Genomic DNA, 24,641 nt, shown 5'->3' with positions numbered 1-24,641 from the left:
AGAGTGAAGCAAAAAGAGCAGATATTAGAAAATTTCCAATTAACCGCAGGCTTACATAATTACAAGTTGAAATTTTCAATCAATTGATTTTCAGTATTTTAACTTCCAAAAAGTCTATTGTAGCACAAATGCAAAGCCGCCAAACCGTTGCAGGCAAGCATAGAAAAAAACGCCAAAACGAACCAATTAACAAAAAATAACGTTGGACTAATAAATAATTGGGCATAAGATGGAACTCAAACAAGAAATAGTGCAAATTGTGGACAAGTTACCCAACGAAGTTTTGGGAGAACTTTTGCAATATCTTCGCCAAGTTGAAAAAACTACTAAGGAGAAAATGCGTCTTTCACTCAACCTAAACACAATTTTGACAGAAGACCGAGAACTACTTGAAAAATTGGCGAAATGATAGACTACCAAGAAGTTCTTGCAATTCATCAAGTTTTGATACGAGAGTTTGGCGGTTCGCAAGGCGTAAGAGATGAAAATGGACTAAAATCGGCACTTGAACGACCTTTTAGCGGTTTCGGAGACAGTGAATTTTACCCAAGCCCCGAAGAAAAAGCGGGTGCGATTTTAGAAAGTATTGTCAAAAATCACCCTTTTATAGACGGCAACAAAAGAACAGGCTACGTTTTAATGCGTTTGGTTTTGATGAACTTCGGCAAAGACATACAAGCAACACAAGATGAAAAGTACGACTTTGTTATCGCAGTAGCATCGGGACAACTTGACTTTCAGCAAATTGTAACTTGGATAAAACAACGAACTACGAACAAATAAAAATGCCAGCCTGCAACATTGCATTTGTGGCAAGGCGGGCAGACGTGCGAAATTGAACTTTTGTGATTTCTATGGGCTTTTGTGCGTGTGGAAACGGTAGTGCTACTAAACCCGCCCTTCGCCAAGCGCCAAAACATTAAATCCACATAGACACTTGTGAACTTGCACCGACACATAAAAATAGCTTTAATTATACTAATCCCATCAGGTCTTTTTTTGGTGGGAGTCGCGTTGTATTGCTATTACAAATATCCGTTCTGGACATATGTGAGAACAGATAATTTTGAGGCACTCACCGAATACAAAGGCGACCATATCAGCGGACTCAGGGGGCGGCAAATACTGATACACAAAGAATTTGAGCCTTATTTGCAAAAAATTGATGCATACGCATAAATCCACGATATTGAATTGATTATCAATCAGGCTTACAGGGTAGATGGGCGCGAAGTCAGTCGTGCAATTGTTGAACCCGGTAAACTATCCAATCATTTGGCCGGATTTGCGATAGATTTCAATATTGAAAGCAACGGAACCACCTATTTTGCGCACCACCTGAAACGAAAAAAGCTGAATAACTTACCTGAAAACGTTCAGGATTTTATTAAAAGCATAAGAAATGACAAAGATTTAAGATGGGGCGGCGATTTCAGCAAGGATGACCCTATACACATTGACCATCCTATCAATGTAATTAACAGAGGCAAATGGGAAAGCTATAAAACGCAATGCGCCAGAGATTATGCGCGGCGAATACCCCAATGGAAAATATGGAAGTAGCGATAAAAATCGTACTTTGCCTCAAAAAAATTGCATACACTCATGATTCGCGTATTAGTAGTCGGTTGCGGCAATATGGGCGCATCCCACGCCAAAGCCTACCAAGCCATAGAAGGATTTGAAATTTGCGGGTTGGTATCTTCCGGGCGCACCAAAGAAATTCTCAATAAGCAACTGGGGGGCGGCTATCTGCTCTTCAGCGACTATGACGAAGCACTGCGGACTACCCGCCCCGATGCGGTTTGTATTTCCACTTACCCCGATACGCATGAGGCATTCTGTATCAAGGCCTTGGAAGCGGGCTGCCATGTTTTTGTGGAAAAACCCATTGCCGATACAGTGGCAGGTGCCGAGCGTGTAGTAGCTGCTGCCCGTGCCGCCAATCGGAAGGTAGTGGTAGGCTATATTCTGCGGGTGCACCCTTCGTGGCAAAAGTTTATTGAGGTGGCACAAACACTGGGCAAACCTCTGGTAATGCGCATGAACCTCAACCAGCAAAGCCATGGCTACATGTGGGATGTGCACCGCAACCTGATGAAAAGCCTCAGCCCGATTGTGGATTGCGGCGTGCACTACATAGACGTAATGTGCCAAATGACGCGCTCCGCACCGGTGCAGGTTACGGCCATCGGTGCACGACTGACCGACGACATTCCGAAGGATAATTACAACTATGGGCAACTGCAAATCCGCTTTGCCGATGGTTCGGTGGGCTGGTATGAGGCAGGCTGGGGGCCAATGATGAGCGAAACAGCCTTTTTTGTCAAAGACGTAATCGGGCCGAAGGGCTGCGTTTCCATTGTTGCCAAAGAGGCAGGCAGCAGCGGCAAATCAGACAATGTAGATTCGCACACCAAAACCGAATCGCTGCGCATCCACCATGCCGATATTGACAAGCGCAATGAGTTTATTAAAGAAGATGAGTGGCTAAACCTGACCGATGAGCCTGACCATCAGGAGCTTTGCAACCGCGAACAGCGCTATTTCCTGCGTTCCATCACCGAAGATTTAGACCTGACCGACCACTTAGCAGATGCCGTGAACAGCCTGCGCATTGCGTTTGCCTGCGATGAGTCGGTGCGGACGGGCGAGGTTGTGCGGTTGTAAGTCTAAACCCTGTCGGCACTCGGCAAGGATAAAATGCTGCTATCGGTACGTGTGATTTTTTTACCTGATGATGCAACTCCGTACAATCTCCTGTTGTCATTAGGCAAACTTTATCACACATTCCTTATGAAATCACTCATCAGCATCATAGGCATTTATTTGTTTGCCGCTGTCATTGCATTTGCGCAGAAAAAAGAGGAGCGCAATTTAGAGGCTTTTAATCGTTTATCTGTCAATGGTTCGTTCCACGTAACCCTGCAAAAAGGCAACAGGGAAAGCGTCAGCATCTCTGCCGAAGGCATTGACTTACAGGATATTGAAACCGAAGTAAGCGGCAACAGTCTTGCTATCGGCACCAAACCGCGAACGGGTTGGCGCAGCAGCTACCGCGTAGATATTGTAGTTACTTACCGCGAACTGAACGAAATCAACAGTTCGGGAGCATCTCGCATTTATTGGCAAGAAAGCCTCAAAGCCGATAGAATCCGCCTGACCCAAAGCGGTTCGGGCAGCATGGAAGGCGTGGTAGCCGGCGGTACTGTTGTCGTAGATAATTCAGGCTCGGGCAAACTAACGCTTTCGGGCAGCGCTGACGAATGTGATTTTACCATTAGCGGCTCAGGAAGGCTACTTGCCGCGGGGCTGACAAGCAAGGAGATACGGGTTGCCATCAGCGGCTCGGGCGATGCAGAAATTCACGTTACCGAATCGCTGAAAGCCAACGTAAGTGGCTCGGGTAAGATTCGCTACAAAGGCGAGCCCAAGCGCGAGATTACCAATGTGTCGGGCTCGGGTTCTGTCAGAAAAATGTAAGCAGTTGAGCGAAAATTCACACAAAAACCTGACGATTATTATAAAATCGTCAGGTTTTTGTATTTGATTTTCAGCAATTTACACCAAAATTTTTCGCCAAACCATTTGCGTTTATCCATACCCAAAGGCAGTGATTACAAACCGGCTTCAATCAGCTCGGCAAGGTCGAGGACTTTGACTTCTCCTTCGCGATTTTTGTTTTTTACCCCATCACTCATCATCGTCATGCAGAACGGACAGGCTGCCGCTATCACTTCCGCACCGGTATTCAACGCTTCCTCTACCCGTTCAATATTAATCTCCTTTTTGCCGTGTTCGGCTTCTTTGAACATTTGTGCGCCACCGGCACCACAGCAAAGCCCTTTGCTGCGGCAGCGTCTCATTTCTACAAGTTCGGCATCAAGTGCTTCCAAAACCTGACGCGGCGCTTCGTAGATGTCATTGGCACGCCCCAAATAACAAGAGTCGTGATAAGTGATTTTTTTTCCTTTGAAACTGCCGCCTTCTTTCATGCGAATTTTCCCCTGATTAATCAGTTGTTGCAAAAATTCGGAGTGGTGCAGCACTTCGTAGTTACCCCCTAACGAAGGATACTCGTTTTTAATCGTATTGAAGCAGTGCGGACAGGCAGTTACGACTTTTTTGATGCCGTATCCGTTCAACACCTGAATATTGCTCAAAGCCTGCATCTGGAAAAGAAACTCGTTACCGGCGCGTTTGGCAGGGTCGCCCGTACAGGACTCTTCGGTGCCCAATACTGCAAAACTAACGTTTACCTTGTTCAGAATTTTGACCATTGCCGATGTAACCCGCTTGTAGCGGTCATCAAAAGAGCCGGCACAACCTACCCAGAATAATACTTCGGGAGTTTTACCCTGTGCAGCCAGTTCTGCCATCACAGGTATTTGCAAAGTTCCGTTTTCCATATCAGCTGAAATTGCGTACTAATGTAACAAAGGTATAAGGATAAGTGTTTTTTTCATCGGCCCGATGCGATTCTCTTTGAATTTCTACCCAATCATCGCCTATGGGGGGCATGTAAACATCGCCTGTGGCCTCTGTGTGCACGTGCGTAAGGTACAAACGGTGCAAATAGGGCATGGCAGCGGCAAAAATTTCAGCCCCGCCAATAACAAAAAGCTCATCTTCGCCGTTTTTTTGCGCTTCACAAATAGCATCGGGAATATTGGTAAAGACTGCTGCACCGGGCAACTCCAAATTGACATTACGCGAAATAACCAGCGATTTTCGCCCGGGCAAAGGTTTGCCGATAGACTCAAAAGTTTTCCGCCCCATGAGTATATGATGCCCCATTGTTAATCGTTTAAAATATTGGAGGTCGGCCGGTAAATGCCAAGGCAAGCGTCCATCCTGCCCTATTACGCCATTGTCGGCAACAGCTACAATTGCAGAAATCCGCATATGCGTTTGATGTGGGATTTTAAGTTGCCACAGGCAAATTTAGGCGGCAAAGCGCAAATCTGATTGCTATGTAACAAAAGCCTTTTAAATAATTTATGCACCTGTCTGATGAATGCGGCGTAACTTTGCCGATGGATTTATCTAACAATAATCCGAACAAAACCGTAATGAATCCAGCAAGTTCGGGCGAATGGTTCAGCCAATGGTTTAATTCGCCCTATTATCATATTCTTTACAAAAATCGCGATGACAGCGAAGCTAAATTACTGATTGACAACCTTGCTATCTTTTTGGAAATCAGTCCCGACGATAAAATTTTAGACCTTGGCTGCGGCAAAGGACGACATGCCATTTACCTCAATCAAAAGGGGTTTGACGTGGTCGGAATAGATTTGGCAGAGGAAAACATTCGCCATGCGCAGAAATTTGCTAACGAGCGGTTGCAATTTTTCCGTCATGATAAACGCCATATTTTCCGCAAAGAATATTTTGATATTTTACTGAACCTTTTTACCAGTTTTGGCTATTTTAAAACTGATGCCGAAAACATACAAGCCTTGAAGGCTGCCGCCGGCAACTTAAAAAAAGGCGGATTTATGGTAATTGACTTTATGAATACGCCGAAAGTTCTTGGCCAATTGAAGGCGTTGGAATATAAAACCATTGACGGAATCACGTTTGAAATCCGCAAGCGAATTGATAAGCGACTGATTATCAAAGATATTTACTTTACAGACAACAATCGCTCTTTTCATTTCCAAGAACGCCTGATGGCCATTACACAGGCCGATTTTATGCGCTATTTTCAGGCTGCCGGTTTGCAACTGCTGCATATTTTCGGGGATTACAGGCTCGCTCCGTATGCGCCTGACAGCGACCGAATGATTTTTGTGTTAAAGAAATAACGACGCTTGCAAAGAAAAAATCCTTTACTCCGCATCCGAAGTAAAGGATTTTTTTATGTGCTTTGAACTGAGATTACGTCAGTTTGCGTTTGATTTCGCGCTCTTCGTAGGCCTCAATAATATCTCCCGGCTTAATATCGTTGAAGTTTTTGATGCCGATACCGCATTCATAACCGGCTTTCACCTCGTTTACGTCGTCTTTTTCACGGCGCAGCGATGCAAGCTCGCCGACACCCTTATCGCCGCCGTAAACCACGATGCCGTCTCGGATAATGCGCACGCGCGAATTGCGTTTGATTTGCCCTTCTGTTACGCGGCAGCCGGCAATATTTCCGACCTTAGGAATTTTGAACACCTGCAATACTTCAGCATTACCCAAAATAACTTCCTCAATGGTTGGCGCCAGCAAGCCTTCCATCGCATCTTTCACCTCATTAATGGCATTGTAGATGATTGAGTACAGGCGAATTTCAACCTGTTCTTTCTCTGCCATTTTACGGGCGTTTGCCGAAGGACGCACTTGGAAGCCGATGATAATAGCATCGGAGGCAGCGGCCAGCAACACATCGGACTCAGAGATTTGCCCCACTGCTTTGCTGATGATATTTACTTCAATTTCATCATTGGAAAGTTTCAGCAGTGAGTCGGCAAGTGCTTCCACAGAGCCGTCCACATCGCCTTTTACGATGATGTTCAGTTGTTTGAAGTTGCCCAGTGCAATGCGGCGACCGATGTCGCTCAGGGTTGTGCGCTTAGTGGCACGGATGCTTTGCTCGCGGATAATTTGCTCGCGTTTGGTAGCAATTTCCTTGGCTTCGCGCTCCGACTCCATTGCGTTGAATTTATCACCCGCTTGCGGTGCACCGTTTAATCCAAGCACTTGCACGGGGGTGGAAGGGCCTGCTTCTTTCAAAATTTTACCGCGGTGGTCCATCAAGGCCTTTACCCGTCCGTAATTGGCACCGGCCAATATCACATCGCCTTTGCGCAAAGTACCCGACTGTACCATAACGGTTGCCACATAGCCTTTACCTTTATCAAGGGAGGCTTCAATAACAGTACCTACGGCAAGTTTATTGGGGTTTGCCTTCAAATCGAGCAATTCTGCTTCCAGCAACACTTTTTCCAGCAGTTCATCTACCCCGATGCCTTTTTTGGCAGAAATTTCCTGACTTTGGTACTTTCCGCCCCAGTCTTCTACCAAGAAATTCAGGTTGGCAAGCGATTCCTTGATTTTTTCGGGACGTGCTTCGGGTTTATCTATCTTGTTGATGGCAAATACGATAGGCACACCGGCAGCCTGTGCGTGGTTAATCGCTTCTTTGGTTTGCGGCATAACGTCGTCGTCGGCAGCTACCACAATAATTGCCACGTCAGTGAGTTTTGCACCCCTCGCACGCATGGCGGTAAATGCTTCGTGGCCGGGCGTATCGAGAAAGGCAATGCGTTTACCGCTCTTGGTTACGACGTCGTAAGCGCCAATGTGTTGGGTAATACCTCCTGCTTCACCTTCTACAACTTTCGATTTGCGGATATAGTCGAGCAGCGATGTTTTACCGTGGTCTACGTGCCCCATGATGGTTACGATAGGTGCACGCGGCAGAAGGTCTTTTTCGTCATCTTCTTGGTCAAGTTCTACGGCAATTTCCTGTTCGGCCGAAATAAACTCCACATCATAGCCGAACTCATCGGCAATAATGGTGATGGCTTCGGCATCCAATCGCTGGTTGATGGCAACGAACATACCGAACGAAAGACATTTGGCGATAATCTGATTGACGGAAACTCCCATCAGATTGGCCAAGTCGTTGGCAGAAATAAACTCCGTAACCTGTAATACGTTGCTTTTTTCCTGTCCTACCTGTTCTTCCTGTCTGCGTGCGCTTGCCTCGCGCTTGTCGCGTTTAATCTGTTTTTTAATGATTTGCTGGCGCGTATTGGTTCCGGTCAGGCGGGCAAGCGTATTTTTGATGTTTTCTTGTACCTCTTTTTCTGAAATTTCTTCTTTCAGAGGGGCACTGGCTTGCACATTTCCTTTTTTACCGGCATGCTGATGGCGCTGTTGTTGTTGGTTGCCGCCACGGTTGGCGTTACCTTGACCGCCTTGCTGCTGCCCACCGGTTTTTTGTTGCGAACCTGATGCCTGTGTATCAGGCTTTACAGGGTTGCCTGTGTTATTTTTAATGCGCTTGCGTTTGCGCTTATTTTTGTCCTTCTCGTCGGAAGAGGCAATAGGTTTGGGTTTCTTTTTGTCTTTGTCGAGAGGTAACTCTATTTTACCCAATACTTTCAGCCCTTGCAGCTTTTCAGCTTCGGCACGAATAACAGTACCTTCTTCGGCACTTTCTTCTTGTGGTGGTGCAACCTCAACAGGAGCAACAGGCGGCGTTTTTACCGCCGGAGCAATCGGTTTTTCCTTGGGTTCTTCCTTCTTGGGAGTTTCGGCCACGGGCTTCTCCGCCACCTTGGGTTGTGGCTCAGGTGCCGGCTCTTGCTTGGCTTTTACCTCTTGCTTGGTTTCGGGCTGGGGTTGTGGTGCCGGCTTTTCGGCTACAACAACCTCTTCTTTCACCGGTACAGCCTCGGGCTTGGGCTGTGGTTCGGGCTTTATCTCAGGCTGCACTACTGCTTTTTCCGCTACGGGTTCGTGTTTAGGCACTTCCGGTTCTTCGGGCTTGGCAGTAGTCTTTTTGGCATCTAAGTCTATTTTACCCAATATTTTCAACCCGCTTGGTTTGGCGGTGATTTTTTCGGGTTCTTTCTTTTCGGCAGGCTTTTCTGCACTTTCTTTTTTAGAGAAAGGCACAAAAGCCGAAGATTTTACGCTGATTACATCTTCGTCTTCTTCTTCGTCTTCTTTGCGGCGGTCATTCTGATTTTCCGAACTGATGACGATATTTTCGCTATAAGACTTGCCAATATGCAAACTGGACGCTTCTTTTTTAACTGCTGCGGAAGCTGCAAATTCTTTTTCGGCCATTGCATATTGCTCAGCCGTAATTTTAGTGTTGGGATTGTTGTCCACTTTTACCCCTTTGCTTGCCAGAAAATCGACAAGCATAGTTGTAGTTACGCCAAAATTACGGGCTACCTGCCCAAGCCTATAGGTTTTACTTTCTGTCATAAACAATTCTTGGATGACCTGTTGCGGTGGTCTGCCGTTATTAAACCCTGCAAAATTAGCTTTTTTTAACAGCCCTTCAAAAAAAGCCTCTTAATGAAGAACAGATTTAACTGTTAAAAGATTCAAAGCCGCCGCAAAACAACCGGCAGCGGCTTTTTTTTGATGTTATTCAAACTCTTTTCTGAGTACGTCCAGCACAAAATCGACGGTTTCTTCTTCCAATTCGGTCTTTTTGATGAGGTAGTCGCGGCTCATGCCAAGCACGCTGCGTGCCGTATCCAGACCGATTTTGGTAAATTCCTCAATCACCCACTCGTCGAGCACATCGGCAAATTCTGTCAGTTCAACATCTTCCTCCTCCTCATCGGCTTCGGTCAGTTCGCGGAATACATCTATTTCCAGCCCGACAAGTTTGCCGGCGAGTTTAATATTTTGGCCACCTTTGCCGATAGCCAGCGATACTTGGTCGCGTTTGAGAAATACAGCGGCGCGCGAGTGCTCTTCGTCAATTTTGATGCTTGATATTTTGGCGGGGCTCAGTGCGCGCTGAATGAACAACTCAATATTGTCGGTGTAATTGATTACGTCTATGTTCTCGTTGCACAGTTCGCGAACAATGCTGTGGATACGTGAGCCTTTCATGCCCACGCAAGCACCTACGGGGTCTATGCGGTCATCATAAGATTCTACGGCTACTTTGGCGCGCTCGCCGGGCTCGCGCACGGTTTTGCGGATGGTAATAATACCGTCGTAAACTTCGGGTACTTCCTGCTCGAACAGGCGCTCCAAAAAGATGGGGGAAGTACGTGAGAGAATGATACGCGGGTTGCCGTTTACCATTTCTACGCGGTGTACAATCGCACGAACGGAGTCGCCTTTGCGGAAACGGTCTTTCATGATTTGCTCGGAACGCGGCAATACCAGTTCGTTGCCTTGTGCATCGCGCAGGATAACCTCTCTGCCCAATACCTGATATACTTCGCAGGTTACGATTTGCCCCACGAGTACTTTGTATTTGTTGAACAGGTTATCTTTTTCAAGGTCTTTAATTTTCTGGATGAGCGTTTGGCGGGCAGTTTGAACAACCCTTCTGCCGAAATCTTCTATTTTGATATTTTCGGCTACTTCTTCGCCGACCGAAAAATCCTCGTCTATTTTGCGGGCATCGCTCAGCCTGATTTGCTTGTTTTCGTCATAATCGGGCGCATCATCTTCGACTACTTCGCGGTAGTGAAGAATCTCCAAATCACCTTTGTCAATATTGACAATTACGTCAAAGTTTTCATCGGAAAGATATTTCTTCCGAATCATGGTGCGGAAAACATCTTCCAAAATGCGCACCATTGTAGGCCTGTCAATGGACTTTTGGCTGGCAAACTCCTTGAATGACTCTATCAATAATCCGGTTTCCATTTTTATCTGTGTTTTTTTGTTTAGTCAAATGAAATTTCAACCACTGCTTTGGCTATCTCTACAAACGGAATCAACACGGGTTGCTCCGGTTCTGCCGCCTTTGCTTTTTTGTTTTTTTTTGTCGGTAGCGGTGCAAGCAAAATCGCATCATCGGTTACTTGTTCCAGTTTGCCTTTGTGAGTAGCACCTGTGGTTGTATCAACTTTCAGGGTGCGCCCGATATTGGCTTTGTATTGTCGCACAAGTTTCAACGGTTGCCCTACGCCGGGCGATGAAACTTCCAATGTATAAGCTGTTTTAATTAAATCCTGCTCTTCCAGCCAAGCTGCCAACCGACGGCTGACACTTGCGCACCGGTCAATATTGATACCTTTGTCGCCGTCGAGCAGTACGGACAAGCGTGCGCGGCCGCCTTTGTCCTGATAAAGCACATCTACCAGAAAGAACCCCTCTTCGAGCAATGATTGAACGTACTCGGCTATTTTTTCCTGCAACTCCATATTACTAAAAAAGAATAGGGGGACAAACACCCCCCTATTAGAAGAACATCTCAAATCAGATTGCAAAATTAACTATTTCATTGCTGATTTGCAAATCAATGACCTGTGTATGCCTGCCCTGCTGCTATTTGTTGGGCGCTTTTACTTTCATGGCTTCGCGGATGGCTTCGTAGGCATTTACTACGCCGCCTGTTACGGAGAGTGTACCGAATTTTACTATCTCGTCGCCGCCGGGTATTTTCACCTTGTCGTCTATTTTTGATACGCTTTTGAGCAATATTTCGCGCAGTTGTACGGCTGTCAGGTGTGGGAAGTAGGACAGCACCAGTGCTGCTACGCCGGTGGTAACGGGTGCTGCCATGCTGGTACCGCTTTGTTCCTTGTATTTCTGGTCGGGCATGGTGGAGAGGATATCTACGCCGGGGGCGAATAAATCAACTGTTTTTTGGCCATAGTTAGAAAATTCGGCTACAGCGGCTTCGCCCTTTCTCCATGAAAGCGCACCTACATCCAGCCAGTTGGCGGCTTTTTTCCCGTTGTTGTAGTTGCGTTGCGGATAAAAGTTCACTTTGTCGGTATTCATGGATTCGTTGCCTGCTGCATGTACAAGCAGCACGCCGCGCTGTTCGGCATATTGGACGGCGGCATCTACCACAGCTTTGTCTGTGCCGTACTGTTTGCCAAAACTCATGTTGATAATTTGTGCGCCGTTGTCTACTGCATACCTGATAGCATTTGCAACGTCTTTGTCGCGTTCGTCGCCTTCGGGTACGGCACGAATGGCCATGATGCGCACATCGGTTGCAATGCCGTCAATACCGATGCCATTGTTGCGAATGGCAGCCACGATACCCGCCACATGTGTGCCATGGCTTGCATCGGGGCCTTTTACGTCGTTGTTGCCGTAATAGCGCTCTGTTTTGTCGTCATAATTGTCCCCTACGATGCTACGGGGGTCAAAATCGAGGTTGTAGCCGTATTTTACGCCATTGCCATAATATTCTTCGGCTTCGGCAAGGGTATTTTCATCGAGCCCGAAAATAGCAGCCTGCATGTAGATTCCTTTGGCAGCCATTATGCGCTCATCCTGGCTTTCTACCGATTGCACCATATCAACCGTAAGTTCTTCGGTATCTATATAGGCTTTCAGCAGACGCACACTTTTATTGTACATTTCGCTGAATATGCTGAACTGCTCCATGCCGGAACGCATTTCAGTAAGTTTTTCGTTGAATTTGGCCTGAATGTCCAGATAGTAATTGTAGTCTGCTTTTTCTGCTGCGCTAATGTCTTTCTCTGACTTGCCGTCGAACCTTGCCTTCAATTTTTTATAGATACGCGTCAGTTCGTAAGTATCGTAGTGTACGTTTTTCCCGTCTTTGCCGCCAAGAAAGTTCCAACCGTGAATATCGTCCACGTAGCCGTTATTGTCATCATCTATGCCATTGCCCGGAATTTCTTTGGCATTCGTCCAGATATTGCCTTTGAGGTCTTCATGTTCTACATCTACACCCGAATCTATGATTGCTACTACTACTGTTTTGGTAGGCCGCCCCTTCAACAGTTCGGCATAGGCCTTGTCTGTGCTTACACCCATTACACCGTCTTTGGCGCGATCCATATTGAACCAGTTTTTAGGCGCTTTTTCTAACGAATCCTTATAAAATAACAATCGGGCTGATGGAAGAATACGTTCAGCACGCAGTACCGGAGTATAAACTGCGGTTGCGAGCATACTTGCGGCAATAACCGACTTGATACTAAATTGCATAATGATTTTTAATTGCTTATTTTACAAATGTATCATAATTATACGTTTGCCAAGCAGTTTAGATTTCCAATTTTTTCGTCATGGCTAAAAAACGAGTATCAGGCAACGCCGAGGAGCAGCCGGTTGAGTCTTTAACAGCAGGAGAACCTCTATTTATTGCCGGGGTAGGTGCCTCTGCGGGTGGTTTGGAAGCTATTTCCGAGCTCTTGTCGCATTTGCCGGAGAAAGCTGCCAACCTTGCTATTATTGTTGTACAACACCTGAGCCCTACTTACAAAAGCATGTTGGTGCAATTGCTGAGTAAGCATACTGTTTGGGATGTAGTTGAAATTAAAAATGGAACGGCGGTAGAAGCAGGAAAGGTTTACATCACACCACCGGACAGTGAAATCAGCATTGAACAGCGCATTTTGCATCTGAGCAAACCGTTGGTTTCCGTGGGGCCTAAGCCCTCTATCGACAGTTTTTTTATTTCACTGGCAGAAGACCGCCATCAGTTTGCCATTGGCATCATTCTTTCGGGAACGGGGTCAGACGGTGCCAAGGGCATTAAAAAAATCAAGTCGTTGGGAGGGTACGTAATTGTGCAAGACCCTCAAACGGCCAAGTACGACGGTATGCCCATTGCTTCCATAGAAACGGGACAAGCGGATACCATTCTGCCACCCGACAAAATCGGTGAGGAATTGTTGGCATTTGTGGAAGACCCGGAAAACCTGCAACGCCCTTCTACCATTACCGTAAGGCTACCCGAAATTAAAACAGACAGTTTACAGCAAATTTTTAAACTGCTTTCCAAAAAAACAGGCACCGATTTTTCGCAGTATAAGCCTACCACCATTCTCAGAAGGCTGGAAAAGCGACTGGATATGCTCAAATTGGTGCATATAGACGACTATCTGGACTATATCGAGTCGCATCCGGAAGAAGCGGAAACACTTTTCAAAATGATTTTGATAGGTGTAACCAATTTTTTCCGCGATACGGAAGCCTTTGCCGAATTGGAAAAATATTTGGCCAAAATTATTTCCTCCAAAAGCCCGGGCGAAAGTATCCGCATTTGGGTGCCCGGCTGCGCCAGCGGCGAAGAACCCTACTCGATTGCTATTTTATTGGCCAAAATGCTGGGCAGCAAACTCGGTAATTACAATATCCAAATATTTGCCACCGACATAGACGACCGCGCCATAGCTTATGCTAGAAGGGGCAGCTACACAGAGCAGGCCATGATTCATGTGGACAAGGCCATTATTGATGCTTTTTTTGTGAAAGAAGGCAACGAATATCGGCTTACCAAACGCATTCGCTCCATGGTGCTTTTCTCTAAGCACGATGTAACCAACAATCCGCCGTTTGTTAAGTTAGACCTTATCAGTTGCCGCAACCTGCTGATTTATTTCAGCACGGCACTGCAAAAGCACGTACTGCCACTGTTTCATTATGCCCTTAACCCCAACGGCTACCTGTTTTTAGGTAAATCGGAGAACATCGGGCAGTTTTCCGATTTATTTGCCACTGTGGACAGCCGCAACAAAATTTTTCAGCGGAAAAATATTGCCAGCATCCACAGCCTGCGGTTCTCCCCTTTTGCCACGCGCCTGAAAACAACAACTCCCGCCGAGGTACAAGACTTGCCCGCATTGTCCATCAAAGAAATGGTGAAGGAAACCATTTACAACACTTTTGACTACCCTTATGTGGTCATTAACAGCAACATGGACATTCTGGAAGTACACGGCGATGTGCGACTCTTCCTCACTCTGCAACAAGGCACTATGGCTGCCAATATTATCAAAATGGCACAACCCGAGTTGCAATTAGACCTGCGCACCCACATTGCGCGTGCCGTGAAAGAACGCATTCCCGTATCATCGCCTATCAGAAAAGTCAGCTTTTTTGACAAAGATTTTTTGGTGCGCACCATTGTAAAGCCTCTGATTCACTCCCGCCATCACGAAGAGCTTTTCATGGTTATTTTTGAACAGCAAGACCCTGAAAAAATTGTCAGCGTAGTACCGGACAAGGCCGCCAATTTTAACGAAAATGACCGTATTGTTGAACTGGAACAGGAACTGACCGCAACCAAGGAGCAACTCCAATCTTTTATTGAAGAATTAGAAACCAGTAATGAAGAGTTGCAGTCGCTCAACGAAGAGTTACAGTCTGCCAACGAAGAGTTGCAGTCGGGCAATGAAGAGTTGGAAACCACCAATGAGGAACTGCAATCGACCAACGAGGAGATGCAGATAGCCTATGCCGAACTGCGCACCACCAACGAAGCGCTGGAATCACAGGAAAAACTCCTGCGCGAATCGGAAAAAAACATGCGTGCGCTGCTCAACAACAGCCTGCAAATCTCTATGCTGATTGACAAAAACTACCGCGTCATTGCTTTTAATAAACTTGCCAACGAAATGACCAGAAATACGGTAGGCAAAGAGTTAAAGCAGGAAGCGGTTATTATGGAATACTTCCCGCCTACGGAATTGGAAGAGTTTCAACGCAATTTTTCCAAAGCCTTGAAAGGCGAAGAAGTCATCGGCGAAAGACGCATATTTTCCCACCAGCAGCAACGCGAACTGTGGTATCGCTACAAATACAGCCCCGTAGAATCGGAAACTAACCAAATTATGGTGGTTTCGCTTTCCATGCTGGATATTACATTAGAACGTCATGCGCAGAAAAAACAACTGCACAACGAAAGCATGATTACCGCCGTGTTTGACACTACCGATATCGGCATCAGCATTGCCGATGCGCAGGGGCGTTTGGTTAGTGTCAATCCGGGCTTGTGCCAAATTCTTGGCTATGAAATGCACGAACTTATCGGGCAGCATTTTACTATCATCATACCGCCCGAATACCGCAAAGAAGCCAACGAACGACATCGCTTTTGCTTAGAAGGCAACAAAGTCAGCGGCGAGTTCAAAATGCTTCACCGCAACGGAACCATCATAGATACTTTCAAAAACAAATCCTGCATTACCGATGCGGACGATAAGCGCTTTGTTTTAACCCTTGTGCGCGATGTTACCGAAAGCAAAAAATACCGCAACTTGCTGGAACAAACACAGGAAGAGACCGGCATAGGCGGCTGGGAATATGATATGGTTACCAACCATTACATATGGACAGAAGAAACTTATCATATTTTCGGTGCAGAGCCGTCATTTGCCCCCTCGCGCGAAAGCTGGCTGAATTATTTTGAGGCAGAGGCCAAAGCACATCTGGCACAAGTGCTTGACAACGCCATAGATAAAGGTGAACCCTTTGACATTGAGTTACAAACCATACCCATTCAGGGCAATCGGAAGTGGGTTAGGTTTACCTGCAAGCCTATCCGCCTCTACCAAAAAACCATTCGCCTATTTGGTACTATCCAAGACATCAGCAAAGCCAAACAGATGGAGCAGCAAATCCGGCAACTCTCGCTGGTGGCAAGCAAGGTAGGCGCAGCCGTCATCATTACCGATGCCAACGGCTACACCGAATGGGTGAATGAAAGTTTTACGCGCATTACGGGCTACAGTTTTGAAGAAGCCAAGGGCAAGAAACCCGGACAGTTGCTGCAAGGCCCTAAAACCAATCCTGAAACCATTGTACGCATTCGCGAAGCGCTGCAAAAAGGCGAGCCGTTCAGCGAAGAAATTCTCAATTACAGCAAAGGCAAACAAGAGTATTGGTTGAGCTTAAATATCACTCCCATACGCAACACGAAAGGAGAAATCACTAATTTTATTGCCATTCAGCAAGACATTACTGCCCGCAAAAAGCAGGAAGAACAACTCTTTGCCCATTTGGAATACCTGCAAGGGCTGCTGGGGCAAATGAACAAATACGTGCTCCCAGTCAATCGGCAAAACAGAGAAATATTGAAGATTTTACCTGATGTTGCAGCGCTCTTAGGGACTAACGGGCAGTCCAAAGCTGTCTTGGATGATATTGTCAATGAACCATTTACGGCGCAGGAACAAAAGGCCATTAGTGCCCACACTATTACCCTTGACAAAACGTTGCGCCACAATAAAGCCAAAGTTCGCATGACATTTAACAACTTGCCCGCAACAGATGCAAATATTATTTTTGTTTTGATTGAACCCGCTTAACCTCATCTGCTCCTATTATGAAACTATTGCCTGCTCGCAGCCATTATCTGTTCCTGATTGCCCTGTGGCTGATTTTTTCCTGTAAACAACAACCGGTCAGCCAACGGGTTGAGGGTACTGTGGGAAGCAACGGCATGGTTGTTTCCACGCACCCGATAGCCTCCGATATTGGCTTGGCCATCCTTAAAAAAGGCGGAAATGCTGCCGACGCTGCCATAGCAACTTTCTTTGCATTGGCGGTTGTATTCCCCGAAGCGGGCAATATTGGCGGTGGAGGTTTTGTCGTGTACCGCAACAAAAACGGCGAAACAGGCGCGCTGGATTTTCGCGAAAAAGCCCCTGCAGCCGCTCACCGCAACATGTATTTGGATGAAAACGGAGAGCCTATTAAGAACCTGAGCATCAGAGGACATCTTGCCGCGGGCGTACCCGGAGCCGTAGCAGGTATGGTGGAACTACATAAAAAATTAGGTTCGCTGCCATGGAAAGACTTGGTACAACCTGCCATTGATGTAGCCCGCAATGGTCATGTGCTTACGCAAATAGCCGCCGCCAACTTAAACCGCACCAAAGCAGACTTTGAAGCGGCCAATCTGCACCCCGTACATGTCGTAAGAAAAGACCGCGATTGGCAACAAGGCGATACCATTTATCACCCCGAACTCGCCGAAGCACTGGAACGCATCCGCGACCAAGGCAGCGACGGGTTCTACAAAGGCAAAACTGCCGACCTGATTGTTGCCGAAATGAAAGCAGGCAAAGGCCTCATTACGCACGAAGACCTTGCTAACTATCGGGCAGTTTGGCGCACACCTGTTATCAGCCGCTACAAGAAAAAATACCGCATCATCTCCATGCCCCCGCCTTCCAGCGGAGGTATAGCGCTGTTGCAACTCATGCAAGGCAGCGAACATTATCCCTTGGCCAAATGGGGACATAACACGGCGCAAACCATGCACGTAATGACCGAATTGGAGCGACGCGTATATGCAGACCGCGCCACCCATCTCGGCGACCCCGATTTTTACAATGTCCCCACACAAATGCTGCTTAACCCGAAATACAATCTCGCCCGCAATGCCAGCATACGCATGGATAAGAAAACACCTTCAAGTGACATCAAAGAAGGCAAAGTGGACAGAATTGAAAGTTTGGAAACCACCCACTTCTCTGTTGCGGACAAGGAAGGCAATGCCATTTCACTCACTACTACCGTTAATGGTTATTACGGCTGTAAAGTGATGGTCAAAGGTGCGGGCTTTTTCCTCAACAACGAAATGGACGATTTCAGTATCAAACCCGGAGTACCCAATCAATTCGGGCTGGTCGGCGGTGAGGCTAATGCTATTGCTCCCAACAAGCGGATGCTGAGTTCTATGACACCTACAATTGTGGAGAAAAACGGCAAACTACACCTCGTAGTTGGTACGCCCGGCGGTTCAACCATCATCACAGGCGTTTATCAGGTCATCCTCAACGTGATTGAACACGGCATGACCATGCAGGAAGCCGTCAATGCCAAGCGATTCCACCACCAATGGCTGCCCGACCAAATATTGGTAGAAAAAGGTGCTATTTCCGATGAGGTTAAAAAACAATTGGAAGCCAAAGGGCATGTATTGATAGAAGTAGGTTCTCTTTGCAAGGTAGATGCCATCCGCGTGCGCCCCGACGGACAATACGAAGGTGCGGCCGACTACACCCGCTCCGACGGCAAGGCATCGGGCTATTAACAAGAACATTTCAAACTTTTCAATTTTTTAGACATGAAAAAAACCGCTTTTTACTTCGGCTTGCCTTACATAATATTCGGCATATTTTGTTTTTCTTTTATTGATGAATCAAAGGGGCAAAACGCTCCTAAGAAGGATATTCAACAAGCAGATTCCAGTAAACAACTACAAAAACCAATGACCGGAGAGCCGGTTCCCGGTGCTGAAATCTATGTAGAACTTGAACCTGATGATGAGCCTATTGCAAATGTGATTACTAATGATGAAGGTGAGTTTAGCTTTGTTATCCCTCCTAACCTTCCTGCGTCAGGCAATTTTGTGTTTGTCATTCAGGTTACCAAACCCTTAGCACGTAAATACAAACTAAATCCCGATGAAAAAATCAGGATACGTGTACCTTTCCAAAAACCAAGCAGAAAAATTACCACAATGAAGTACCAATTAATTTGGCGAAAAGACAGAGCTGAAAACAAAGGCGCTTTTGCTGTCAGTGGCAAGAATAGCACATAAAATCATACTCCTAACATCTTTTTCCAAAGCGTTGTAAAGTCAGTTTCGCTCATCATTTTCAAGCGTGCAGAATTGGTTTGCTGTACGTCTGTTCGCATTTTAGCACCCAGTTTCTCCACCGATTCGGTTCGCAAAATGTGGATAATCGGGTAAGGTGCCATCATCACCAGATTCAGCGGTGACTCGGGTGCATAGCCCGCCATACGCACCAAAGGATGAAATGATACGATTTGGTACACATCTGTCAGTTTTTTTTGGAAAAGGAGGCGCTCGCAATCCATAAAAACTGCGTGAAAATCATTCACATTTTGAATAGCAGGAGCTATTAAAAGCGTGGTTTCCTTGTTCGGATTAGCATCCAAATACTTGATTTCTGTCATGAACGCATCAGTCAGTGTACGTACATTGGCAGCGTCTGTAATCGCCAACCGCACCTTGTTTTCCACATAGGGTGCTTTGGCAAAAGGGCACAGATTCAAGCCGATGATAATTTGCTCTAACCATCGGTGTGTTGTATCGGTAATTTGCTTTTTGACCTCTTTTTTGAACATGGTTTACACAACTTCAATTTGCATTTCCTTAACTTCCTTCTCCGCACACCCCAAGCCGATGAGCACCACTTCGCGGTTTTGGTGCAAGTATTTTTGATGATAACCCTTCGTTTTGATTTGTGCCAGTGCCTCCGCCGCGCTGCCGTTCACTTTGAACTCAATCACAAAAAAAGCATCGGGCGTGTGCACCACCACATCAATCCGTCCTTTGGCGGTTTGCACTTCGGTCTGCGTATAGGTCTGCATCAGCGAAAATGCCATGAAGAAAATGGCATGATAAAACGCCTCATAGCGTTCCATGAATTGCTCATAGGGAATATTTGCCAAAAGCGTGTTCAAGGCATCCTGAAACTGTTCGTAGTTGCGAGATTTCAGGTAGCGCACCATGTTGAAAATAACACCGTGCACGCTGCGATAATGGCTGAAGTCTGCCAGCATCCATTCCAGCAAAGCATGACGCACTTCTTCGTTGGGATAGCCCAACACGTAAGTTGAACCGAATTTTTCCCGAATCGTCAGGTAGCCCGTTTGAAACAGCAGTGCCATTTCATCCACGTTTTCCACCTGAAAATTACCCAACTGGATTTCAGATAGTTCTACTTCCTCTAAGTTATAGGTAAACTTTTCGCGCAGTTTTTTGACCAAAAACGTGGGCGTGCCTGTGACAAACCAATAGTTGGCAAATTCACCTTTCTGCATCAGGCTGAGCGTAGAGAATGGATTGTACACCGTTTCTTTGCCGCCCCAGAGGTAGCCGTTGTACCACGTGCGGATTTTTTCCAGCATCTCACTGCGGCTGATACCTTCGTTCTGTGCCATCATGTCGATTTCGCGGTCAAAATAGTGCTCTAACTCGCTTTGCGTGTAGCCCAACAGCGTGGCGTACAAGCCCGTTACGGAAATATCGTTGAGATTGTTCAAGTCCGAAAAGATAGACACCTTGCTGAACCGCGAAACGCCCGTCAGGAAAAAAAAGCGGATGTAGGGGTCTAAGTCTTTGACAACGGAATAAAACGATTTGAGAATATCGCGATTTTCCAGCGCAATCGGCAGTTCATCCTGACCCAGAAAGTCAATAATCGGTTTGTCGTATTCGTCAATCAGGATAGCAACCTGCCCTTCCTTTTTGTAAATTTTCTCAATCAGTTCGGCGTGCTTTTCTTTGAGCGTAGGTGCTTGCAGCGTGAGCCCGAAGTTAGCGGCAATTTTGACCAATTGGTCGCTGAGCGAATCGGTCAGGCTGCGGTCGCGGGTATCTACTTGTGCAAAACTCAAATGAATCACGGGGCTTTTGCGCTGCCAGTCTATCTTGTCTTCAATCCAAAGCCCTTTGAAGAGTTGTTGATTGCCCAAAAATATTTCCTTCATCGTGCTGAGCAGCAGCGATTTGCCGAACCGACGCGGGCGAGAGAGGAAGTAGTATTTGCCTTGGTCTATCAAACGGAAAATATGCGGGGTTTTGTCAATATAGACATAGCCGCCCCTGCGCAACTCGCCAAAATCCTGAATGCCGATGGGGTATTTCTGAATCATGAGGGAAAATTAGGCAAAAATCCCCAGATGCGCCCTTACTACAACTTTAGCGATGCGTTTATTACATGGTATAATTGGCATTGAACATAAAAAAACCTGCCTTTTATCGGCAGGATTCGTTAGTTCAGCTATTGCAGACTTTCTAATGTTTGCTGAATGGCTGTAAAGTTGGGCAGGTCGCCGGCAGATTCCAGCACCTCGGCGTAACGAATAATGCCGTCTTTATCTACTACAAAAGCCGAGCGCTTCGCAACCCCTTTCATGCCCAGCACGAAATCACCGTAAATGGCACCATAAGCCGTTGCAGCCTCCTTATTAAAATCAGACAGCAAAGGGAAGTTCAGATTTTCCTGTTCTTTGAACTTACCGAGGGTAAACAGCGAATCAACAGAAATGCCCACCACATTGGCATTCAGGCTATTGTAACGCGCCATATTATCGCGCATGGTGCACAGTTCGGTTGTACAAACGCTGGTAAATGCCAGCGGAAAGAACAGCAAAACTGCATTTTTGCCATTATGTAAATCAGCCAGACTTACCTGCTGTTTGTCTGTATCAAATAATGTAAAGGCGGGAGCCTTATCACCTACTTTTAACATAATCCCGATTTTTGGTTGAAAACTGGACACTAATTTCTAACCAATTTTCGGGCTTTGCAACAAGGTTGGTTTTTTTAAATCCGATTTTCTAAATTGAGCAACTATTAAATGTTGTAACACTTATGATGAACCGCAGAGATGCCATCCAACGGGTTGCCATTATGATGGGAGGAGCGCTTACCGTTCCTTCGCTGGCAATGGCTTTAGAAAATTATCAGGCCAGCGGCACTTCGGCCTTCAATGCCGAACAGATGCGGCTGGTAGCCGAAATAGCCGACACGATTATTCCCCGCACCAAAACGCCGGGCGCAAAAGATGCGAAAGTACAGCAGTTTATTTCCGATGTAGTAAGCGACTGCTACAGCGAAAACGACCGCCAAATGTTTATGGACGGGCTGAATGGGTTGCAGGAAAACTGCCGCAAGCGCTTTGGCAAAGGTTTTGAAACCTTGACACCGGCACAACGGATAGAAGCATTGAAGGGCTTGGAAGAAAAAGCCATTGCCAGCCGCAACAACAGCGGAAGCCGTCAAGCCAACTTATGGTTTGATACCGAAAAAATGAATCCGCAATTCTGGTTCATGATTAAAGAACTGACACTGGTGGGCTATTTCACCTCCGAAGCAGGCGCTACGCAAGCACTACGCTACCAACACGTGCCCGGCAAATATGAAGGCTGTATCCCTTACAAAAAAGGCGACAAAGCATGGGCTACCTAATCAGGCATCTTCCTTTTTATTCATATCTCACAAGACTTTTCACCGGTAAATTATGTCAATTATAGAATCACCTTATCTGAATATTCGCGCCGAACAACGCAATACCTACGATGCTATTGTAGTTGGTTCGGGCATCAGCGGCGGCTGGGCAGCCAAAGAACTCACCGAAAAAGGCCTCAAAGTGCTTCTGCTCGACCGTGGTTGGAACTTAGAACACGGCAAGGGCTATGAAACTGCCTTCAAATTCCCTTGGGACTTTAAATATCGCGGACGCATTACCGATGAGCAGCGCCGCACCCACCCCTTCCTCAGCCGCGACTATCCTTATCAAGAGTCTAACCATAAATATTGGTTCAACGATATGGACGCCCCTTACACCGAAGTCAAACGCTTCGACTGGTATCGTCCCAATATCGTAGGCGGACGCTCCATCATGTGGGGGCGTCAAAGCTACCGCCTTAGCCCAATGGATTTTGAAGCTAATGCCAAAGACGGCATAGCTGTGGATTGGCCGGTACGATACGAAGAAATAGCACCTTGGTATGACTATGTAGAACGCTTTGCAGGTATCAGCGGCCAAAATGAAGGCTTAGAGCAATTGCCCGACGGTCAATTTTTGCCGCCTATGCAGATGAACTGCGTAGAAAAAACAGTAGCCGTCCGTATTAAACAAAATTTCAAAGGCCGCATAATGACCATTGGACGGGTAGCAAACCTTACCCAACCGCATAATGGACGCGGTTCTTGTCAATACCGCAACCTTTGCCATCGCGGCTGCGCTTACGGGGCATATTTCAGCACGCAAGCCGCCACGCTGCCCGCAGCCATGAAAACAGGCAACCTTACGCTGCGCCCGCTTTCAGTCGTTTCGGAAGTAATCTACGACCCGCAAACCGGCAAAGCCAAAGGCGTACGCGTAATTGATGCAGAAACAAAAGAGGTCATTGAATACTTTGCCAAAATCATTTTCCTGAACGCCTCAGCTATTTGGACAGCTCATCTGCTGCTTAACTCTACTTCCAACCGATTCCCGAACGGATTGGGCAATGACAGCGGCCAAGTCGGACACAACCTAATGGATCATCATTTCCGAATTGGTGCAACAGGCGAAAGTGACGACCACCGCGATGACTACTACATGGGACGTCGCGCCAACGGCATTTATATCCCGCGTTTCCGCAACATCGGGAACGATAAACGCGAATACCTACGCGGTTTTGGCTATCAAGGCGGTGCGAGCCGCCAAGGATGGCAACGCGGTGTAGCAGAAATGGGCTTCGGAGCAGACTTCAAAGATGCGCTGTCAGAACCCGGCAAATGGACGATGGGCATTACAGGCTTTGGTGAATGTCTGCCTTACTATGAAAACAAGGTTACGCTGAACCGCGAAAAACTTGATAAATGGGGACTGCCTACCGTTACGATTGACTGTGAGTTTAAAGAAAACGAAACACTCATGCGCAAAGACATGATGAACGACGCAGCCGAAATGCTGGAAGCAGCCGGTTTAAAAAATGTGAAAACCTACGATGCAGGCTCATTCCCCGGTATGGGCATCCATGAAATGGGTACTGCCCGTATGGGTCGCGACCCCAAAACATCCGTGCTGAACAAATACAATCAAATGTGGGCTGTTCCGAATGTGTTCATTACCGATGGCTCATTCATGACCTCCGCCGCTTGCCAAAACCCATCTTTGACTTATATGGCATTCACCGCGCGTGCCTGCGACTATGCCCTCAGCGAGATGAAGAAAGGCAATCTCTAAAAACGGCAGTAAAGCCGTTAAAATAAAAAAACCTGTCGTTTGACAGGTTTTTTTATTTTCAGCAAGTCTGAAATTACTTGATTTCAACTTCAGCGCCGGCTTCTTGCAATTGCTTAGCCAAAGACTCAGCGTCAGCCTTAGCAATACCTTCTTTAACAGGCTTCGGAGCACCGTCAACCAGTTCTTTAGCTTCTTTCAAGCCCAAGCCGGTCAGGTCTTTTACTAATTTCACAACTGCCAGCTTGTTAGCGCCACCTGACTTCAGGATTACGTCAAAAGCTGTTTTCTCAGGCGCAGCTTCAGCAGCAGCACCTGCACCACCACCGGCAACCATTACAGGAGCCGCAGCAGCAGGCTTGATACCATAGTCGTTCTCAAGAATTTGAGCCAACTCATTTACTTCTTTAACGGTCAGGTTAACCAGTTGTTCGGCGAATGCTTTCAAATCTGCCATTGTCGTATAATGTTATGTGATTTCTGAAATGAATTAAAAAAACAATTGAT

The 24,641-nt window shown here is 46.6% G+C and carries 22 protein-coding genes; 12 read left to right on the top strand and 10 right to left on the bottom strand.

Annotation, left to right across the window (positions count from 1 at the left end; translation table 11 throughout):
- Window positions 1–229 precede the first annotated feature (229 nt).
- The 6 genes from NDK19_RS14125 to NDK19_RS14105 all read left to right on the top strand — a co-directional run bounded on the left by NDK19_RS14125 (window position 230) and on the right by NDK19_RS14105 (window position 3,483).
- Entirely contained in the window at window positions 230–409 is a 180-nt protein-coding gene (locus NDK19_RS14125) for a hypothetical protein (protein ID WP_250632548.1), read from the top strand.
- Complete coding sequence (locus NDK19_RS14120; protein WP_250632547.1) at window positions 406–783, top strand: type II toxin-antitoxin system death-on-curing family toxin; 378 nt, start codon at window positions 406–408, stop codon at window positions 781–783. The genes NDK19_RS14125 and NDK19_RS14120 overlap by 4 nt, the downstream gene beginning before the upstream one ends.
- Window positions 784–1,050: 267 nt before the next feature.
- Entirely contained in the window at window positions 1,051–1,179 is a 129-nt protein-coding gene (locus NDK19_RS16920; RefSeq protein WP_262910328.1) for a hypothetical protein, read from the top strand.
- 15 nt (window positions 1,180–1,194) lie between these two features.
- Window positions 1,195–1,563 (top strand): M15 family metallopeptidase, encoded by a 369-nt coding sequence (locus NDK19_RS14115; protein WP_250632546.1) that lies wholly within the window; start codon window positions 1,195–1,197, stop codon window positions 1,561–1,563.
- 42 nt (window positions 1,564–1,605) lie between these two features.
- Window positions 1,606–2,670: a Gfo/Idh/MocA family protein gene (locus NDK19_RS14110; RefSeq protein ID WP_262910327.1), complete on the top strand. Its 1,065-nt coding sequence runs from the start codon at window positions 1,606–1,608 to the stop codon at window positions 2,668–2,670.
- Between the two features lie 126 nt (window positions 2,671–2,796).
- Window positions 2,797–3,483 carry a head GIN domain-containing protein gene (locus tag NDK19_RS14105; protein ID WP_250632545.1) on the top strand — a complete coding sequence of 229 codons (687 nt, stop codon included), beginning with the start codon at window positions 2,797–2,799 and terminating at the stop codon, window positions 3,481–3,483.
- Between the two features lie 134 nt (window positions 3,484–3,617).
- Here the strand turns inward: NDK19_RS14105 and NDK19_RS14100 are convergent, their stop codons facing one another.
- Both NDK19_RS14100 and NDK19_RS14095 read right to left on the bottom strand, forming a co-directional pair.
- Entirely contained in the window at window positions 3,618–4,409 is a 792-nt protein-coding gene (locus tag NDK19_RS14100) for a (Fe-S)-binding protein (RefSeq protein WP_250632544.1), read from the bottom strand.
- A gap of 1 nt (window position 4,410) precedes the next feature.
- Window positions 4,411–4,905, bottom strand: a complete 495-nt coding sequence (locus NDK19_RS14095) for a dihydrofolate reductase (protein WP_250632543.1) — start codon at window positions 4,903–4,905, stop codon at window positions 4,411–4,413.
- Window positions 4,906–5,072: 167 nt separating this feature from the next.
- Between NDK19_RS14095 and NDK19_RS14090 the strand changes: the two genes are divergently transcribed.
- Complete coding sequence (locus NDK19_RS14090) at window positions 5,073–5,810, top strand: class I SAM-dependent methyltransferase (RefSeq protein WP_250632542.1); 738 nt, start codon at window positions 5,073–5,075, stop codon at window positions 5,808–5,810.
- Window positions 5,811–5,883: 73 nt separating this feature from the next.
- Here the strand turns inward: NDK19_RS14090 and infB are convergent, their stop codons facing one another.
- From infB to NDK19_RS14070, 4 genes are all read right to left on the bottom strand, one after another.
- Entirely contained in the window at window positions 5,884–8,934 is a 3,051-nt protein-coding gene (gene infB / locus NDK19_RS14085) for a translation initiation factor IF-2 (protein ID WP_250632541.1), read from the bottom strand.
- A gap of 165 nt (window positions 8,935–9,099) precedes the next feature.
- Window positions 9,100–10,347 (bottom strand): transcription termination factor NusA, encoded by a 1,248-nt coding sequence (gene nusA, locus NDK19_RS14080; RefSeq protein ID WP_250632540.1) that lies wholly within the window; start codon window positions 10,345–10,347, stop codon window positions 9,100–9,102.
- A 20-nt stretch (window positions 10,348–10,367) separates the two neighbouring features.
- Window positions 10,368–10,847 carry a ribosome maturation factor RimP gene (locus NDK19_RS14075; RefSeq protein ID WP_250632539.1) on the bottom strand — a complete coding sequence of 160 codons (480 nt, stop codon included), beginning with the start codon at window positions 10,845–10,847 and terminating at the stop codon, window positions 10,368–10,370.
- A 124-nt stretch (window positions 10,848–10,971) separates the two neighbouring features.
- Window positions 10,972–12,618, bottom strand: coding sequence for a S8 family peptidase (locus tag NDK19_RS14070; protein ID WP_250632538.1), 1,647 nt, complete (start codon window positions 12,616–12,618; stop codon window positions 10,972–10,974).
- Between the two features lie 80 nt (window positions 12,619–12,698).
- Between NDK19_RS14070 and NDK19_RS14065 the strand changes: the two genes are divergently transcribed.
- From NDK19_RS14065 to NDK19_RS14055, 3 genes are read left to right on the top strand one after another with little or no spacing between them, the layout of a single operon-like run.
- The gene (locus NDK19_RS14065; RefSeq protein WP_250632537.1) at window positions 12,699–16,724 is read left to right on the top strand and encodes a PAS domain S-box protein; all 4,026 of its coding nucleotides are present in this window, start codon (window positions 12,699–12,701) and stop codon (window positions 16,722–16,724) included.
- A 17-nt stretch (window positions 16,725–16,741) separates the two neighbouring features.
- A complete protein-coding gene (gene ggt, locus NDK19_RS14060; protein ID WP_250632536.1) occupies window positions 16,742–18,457 on the top strand; it encodes a gamma-glutamyltransferase in 1,716 nt (571 codons plus the stop codon).
- A gap of 33 nt (window positions 18,458–18,490) precedes the next feature.
- Window positions 18,491–18,967: a carboxypeptidase-like regulatory domain-containing protein gene (locus NDK19_RS14055; protein WP_250632535.1), complete on the top strand. Its 477-nt coding sequence runs from the start codon at window positions 18,491–18,493 to the stop codon at window positions 18,965–18,967.
- Window positions 18,968–18,969: 2 nt separating this feature from the next.
- Here the strand turns inward: NDK19_RS14055 and NDK19_RS14050 are convergent, their stop codons facing one another.
- The 3 genes from NDK19_RS14050 to NDK19_RS14040 all read right to left on the bottom strand — a co-directional run bounded on the left by NDK19_RS14050 (window position 18,970) and on the right by NDK19_RS14040 (window position 21,650).
- Window positions 18,970–19,518: a DUF1415 family protein gene (locus NDK19_RS14050; protein WP_250632534.1), complete on the bottom strand. Its 549-nt coding sequence runs from the start codon at window positions 19,516–19,518 to the stop codon at window positions 18,970–18,972.
- A gap of 3 nt (window positions 19,519–19,521) precedes the next feature.
- Window positions 19,522–21,051 (bottom strand): ATP-binding protein, encoded by a 1,530-nt coding sequence (locus NDK19_RS14045; RefSeq protein ID WP_250632533.1) that lies wholly within the window; start codon window positions 21,049–21,051, stop codon window positions 19,522–19,524.
- 128 nt (window positions 21,052–21,179) lie between these two features.
- Window positions 21,180–21,650 (bottom strand): peroxiredoxin, encoded by a 471-nt coding sequence (locus NDK19_RS14040; protein WP_250632532.1) that lies wholly within the window; start codon window positions 21,648–21,650, stop codon window positions 21,180–21,182.
- 122 nt (window positions 21,651–21,772) lie between these two features.
- On the opposite strand from NDK19_RS14040, the gene NDK19_RS14035 reads away from it, so the two are divergent.
- A complete protein-coding gene (locus tag NDK19_RS14035; protein ID WP_250632531.1) occupies window positions 21,773–22,369 on the top strand; it encodes a gluconate 2-dehydrogenase subunit 3 family protein in 597 nt (198 codons plus the stop codon).
- A gap of 52 nt (window positions 22,370–22,421) precedes the next feature.
- Entirely contained in the window at window positions 22,422–24,137 is a 1,716-nt protein-coding gene (locus NDK19_RS14030; RefSeq protein WP_250632530.1) for a GMC oxidoreductase, read from the top strand.
- Between the two features lie 73 nt (window positions 24,138–24,210).
- On the opposite strand, the gene rplL is transcribed toward NDK19_RS14030, so the two are convergent.
- Window positions 24,211–24,591, bottom strand: coding sequence for a 50S ribosomal protein L7/L12 (rplL, locus tag NDK19_RS14025; protein ID WP_250632529.1), 381 nt, complete (start codon window positions 24,589–24,591; stop codon window positions 24,211–24,213).
- Window positions 24,592–24,641 lie beyond the last annotated feature (50 nt).

Origin of the sequence: Rhodoflexus caldus (genome assembly GCF_021206925.1) — a bacterium.
Lineage (GTDB): Bacteria > Bacteroidota > Bacteroidia > Cytophagales > Thermoflexibacteraceae > Rhodoflexus > Rhodoflexus caldus.
Note: the sequence above shows the minus strand (reverse complement) of the source record. Positions and strands in the feature narration are given on the sequence as shown.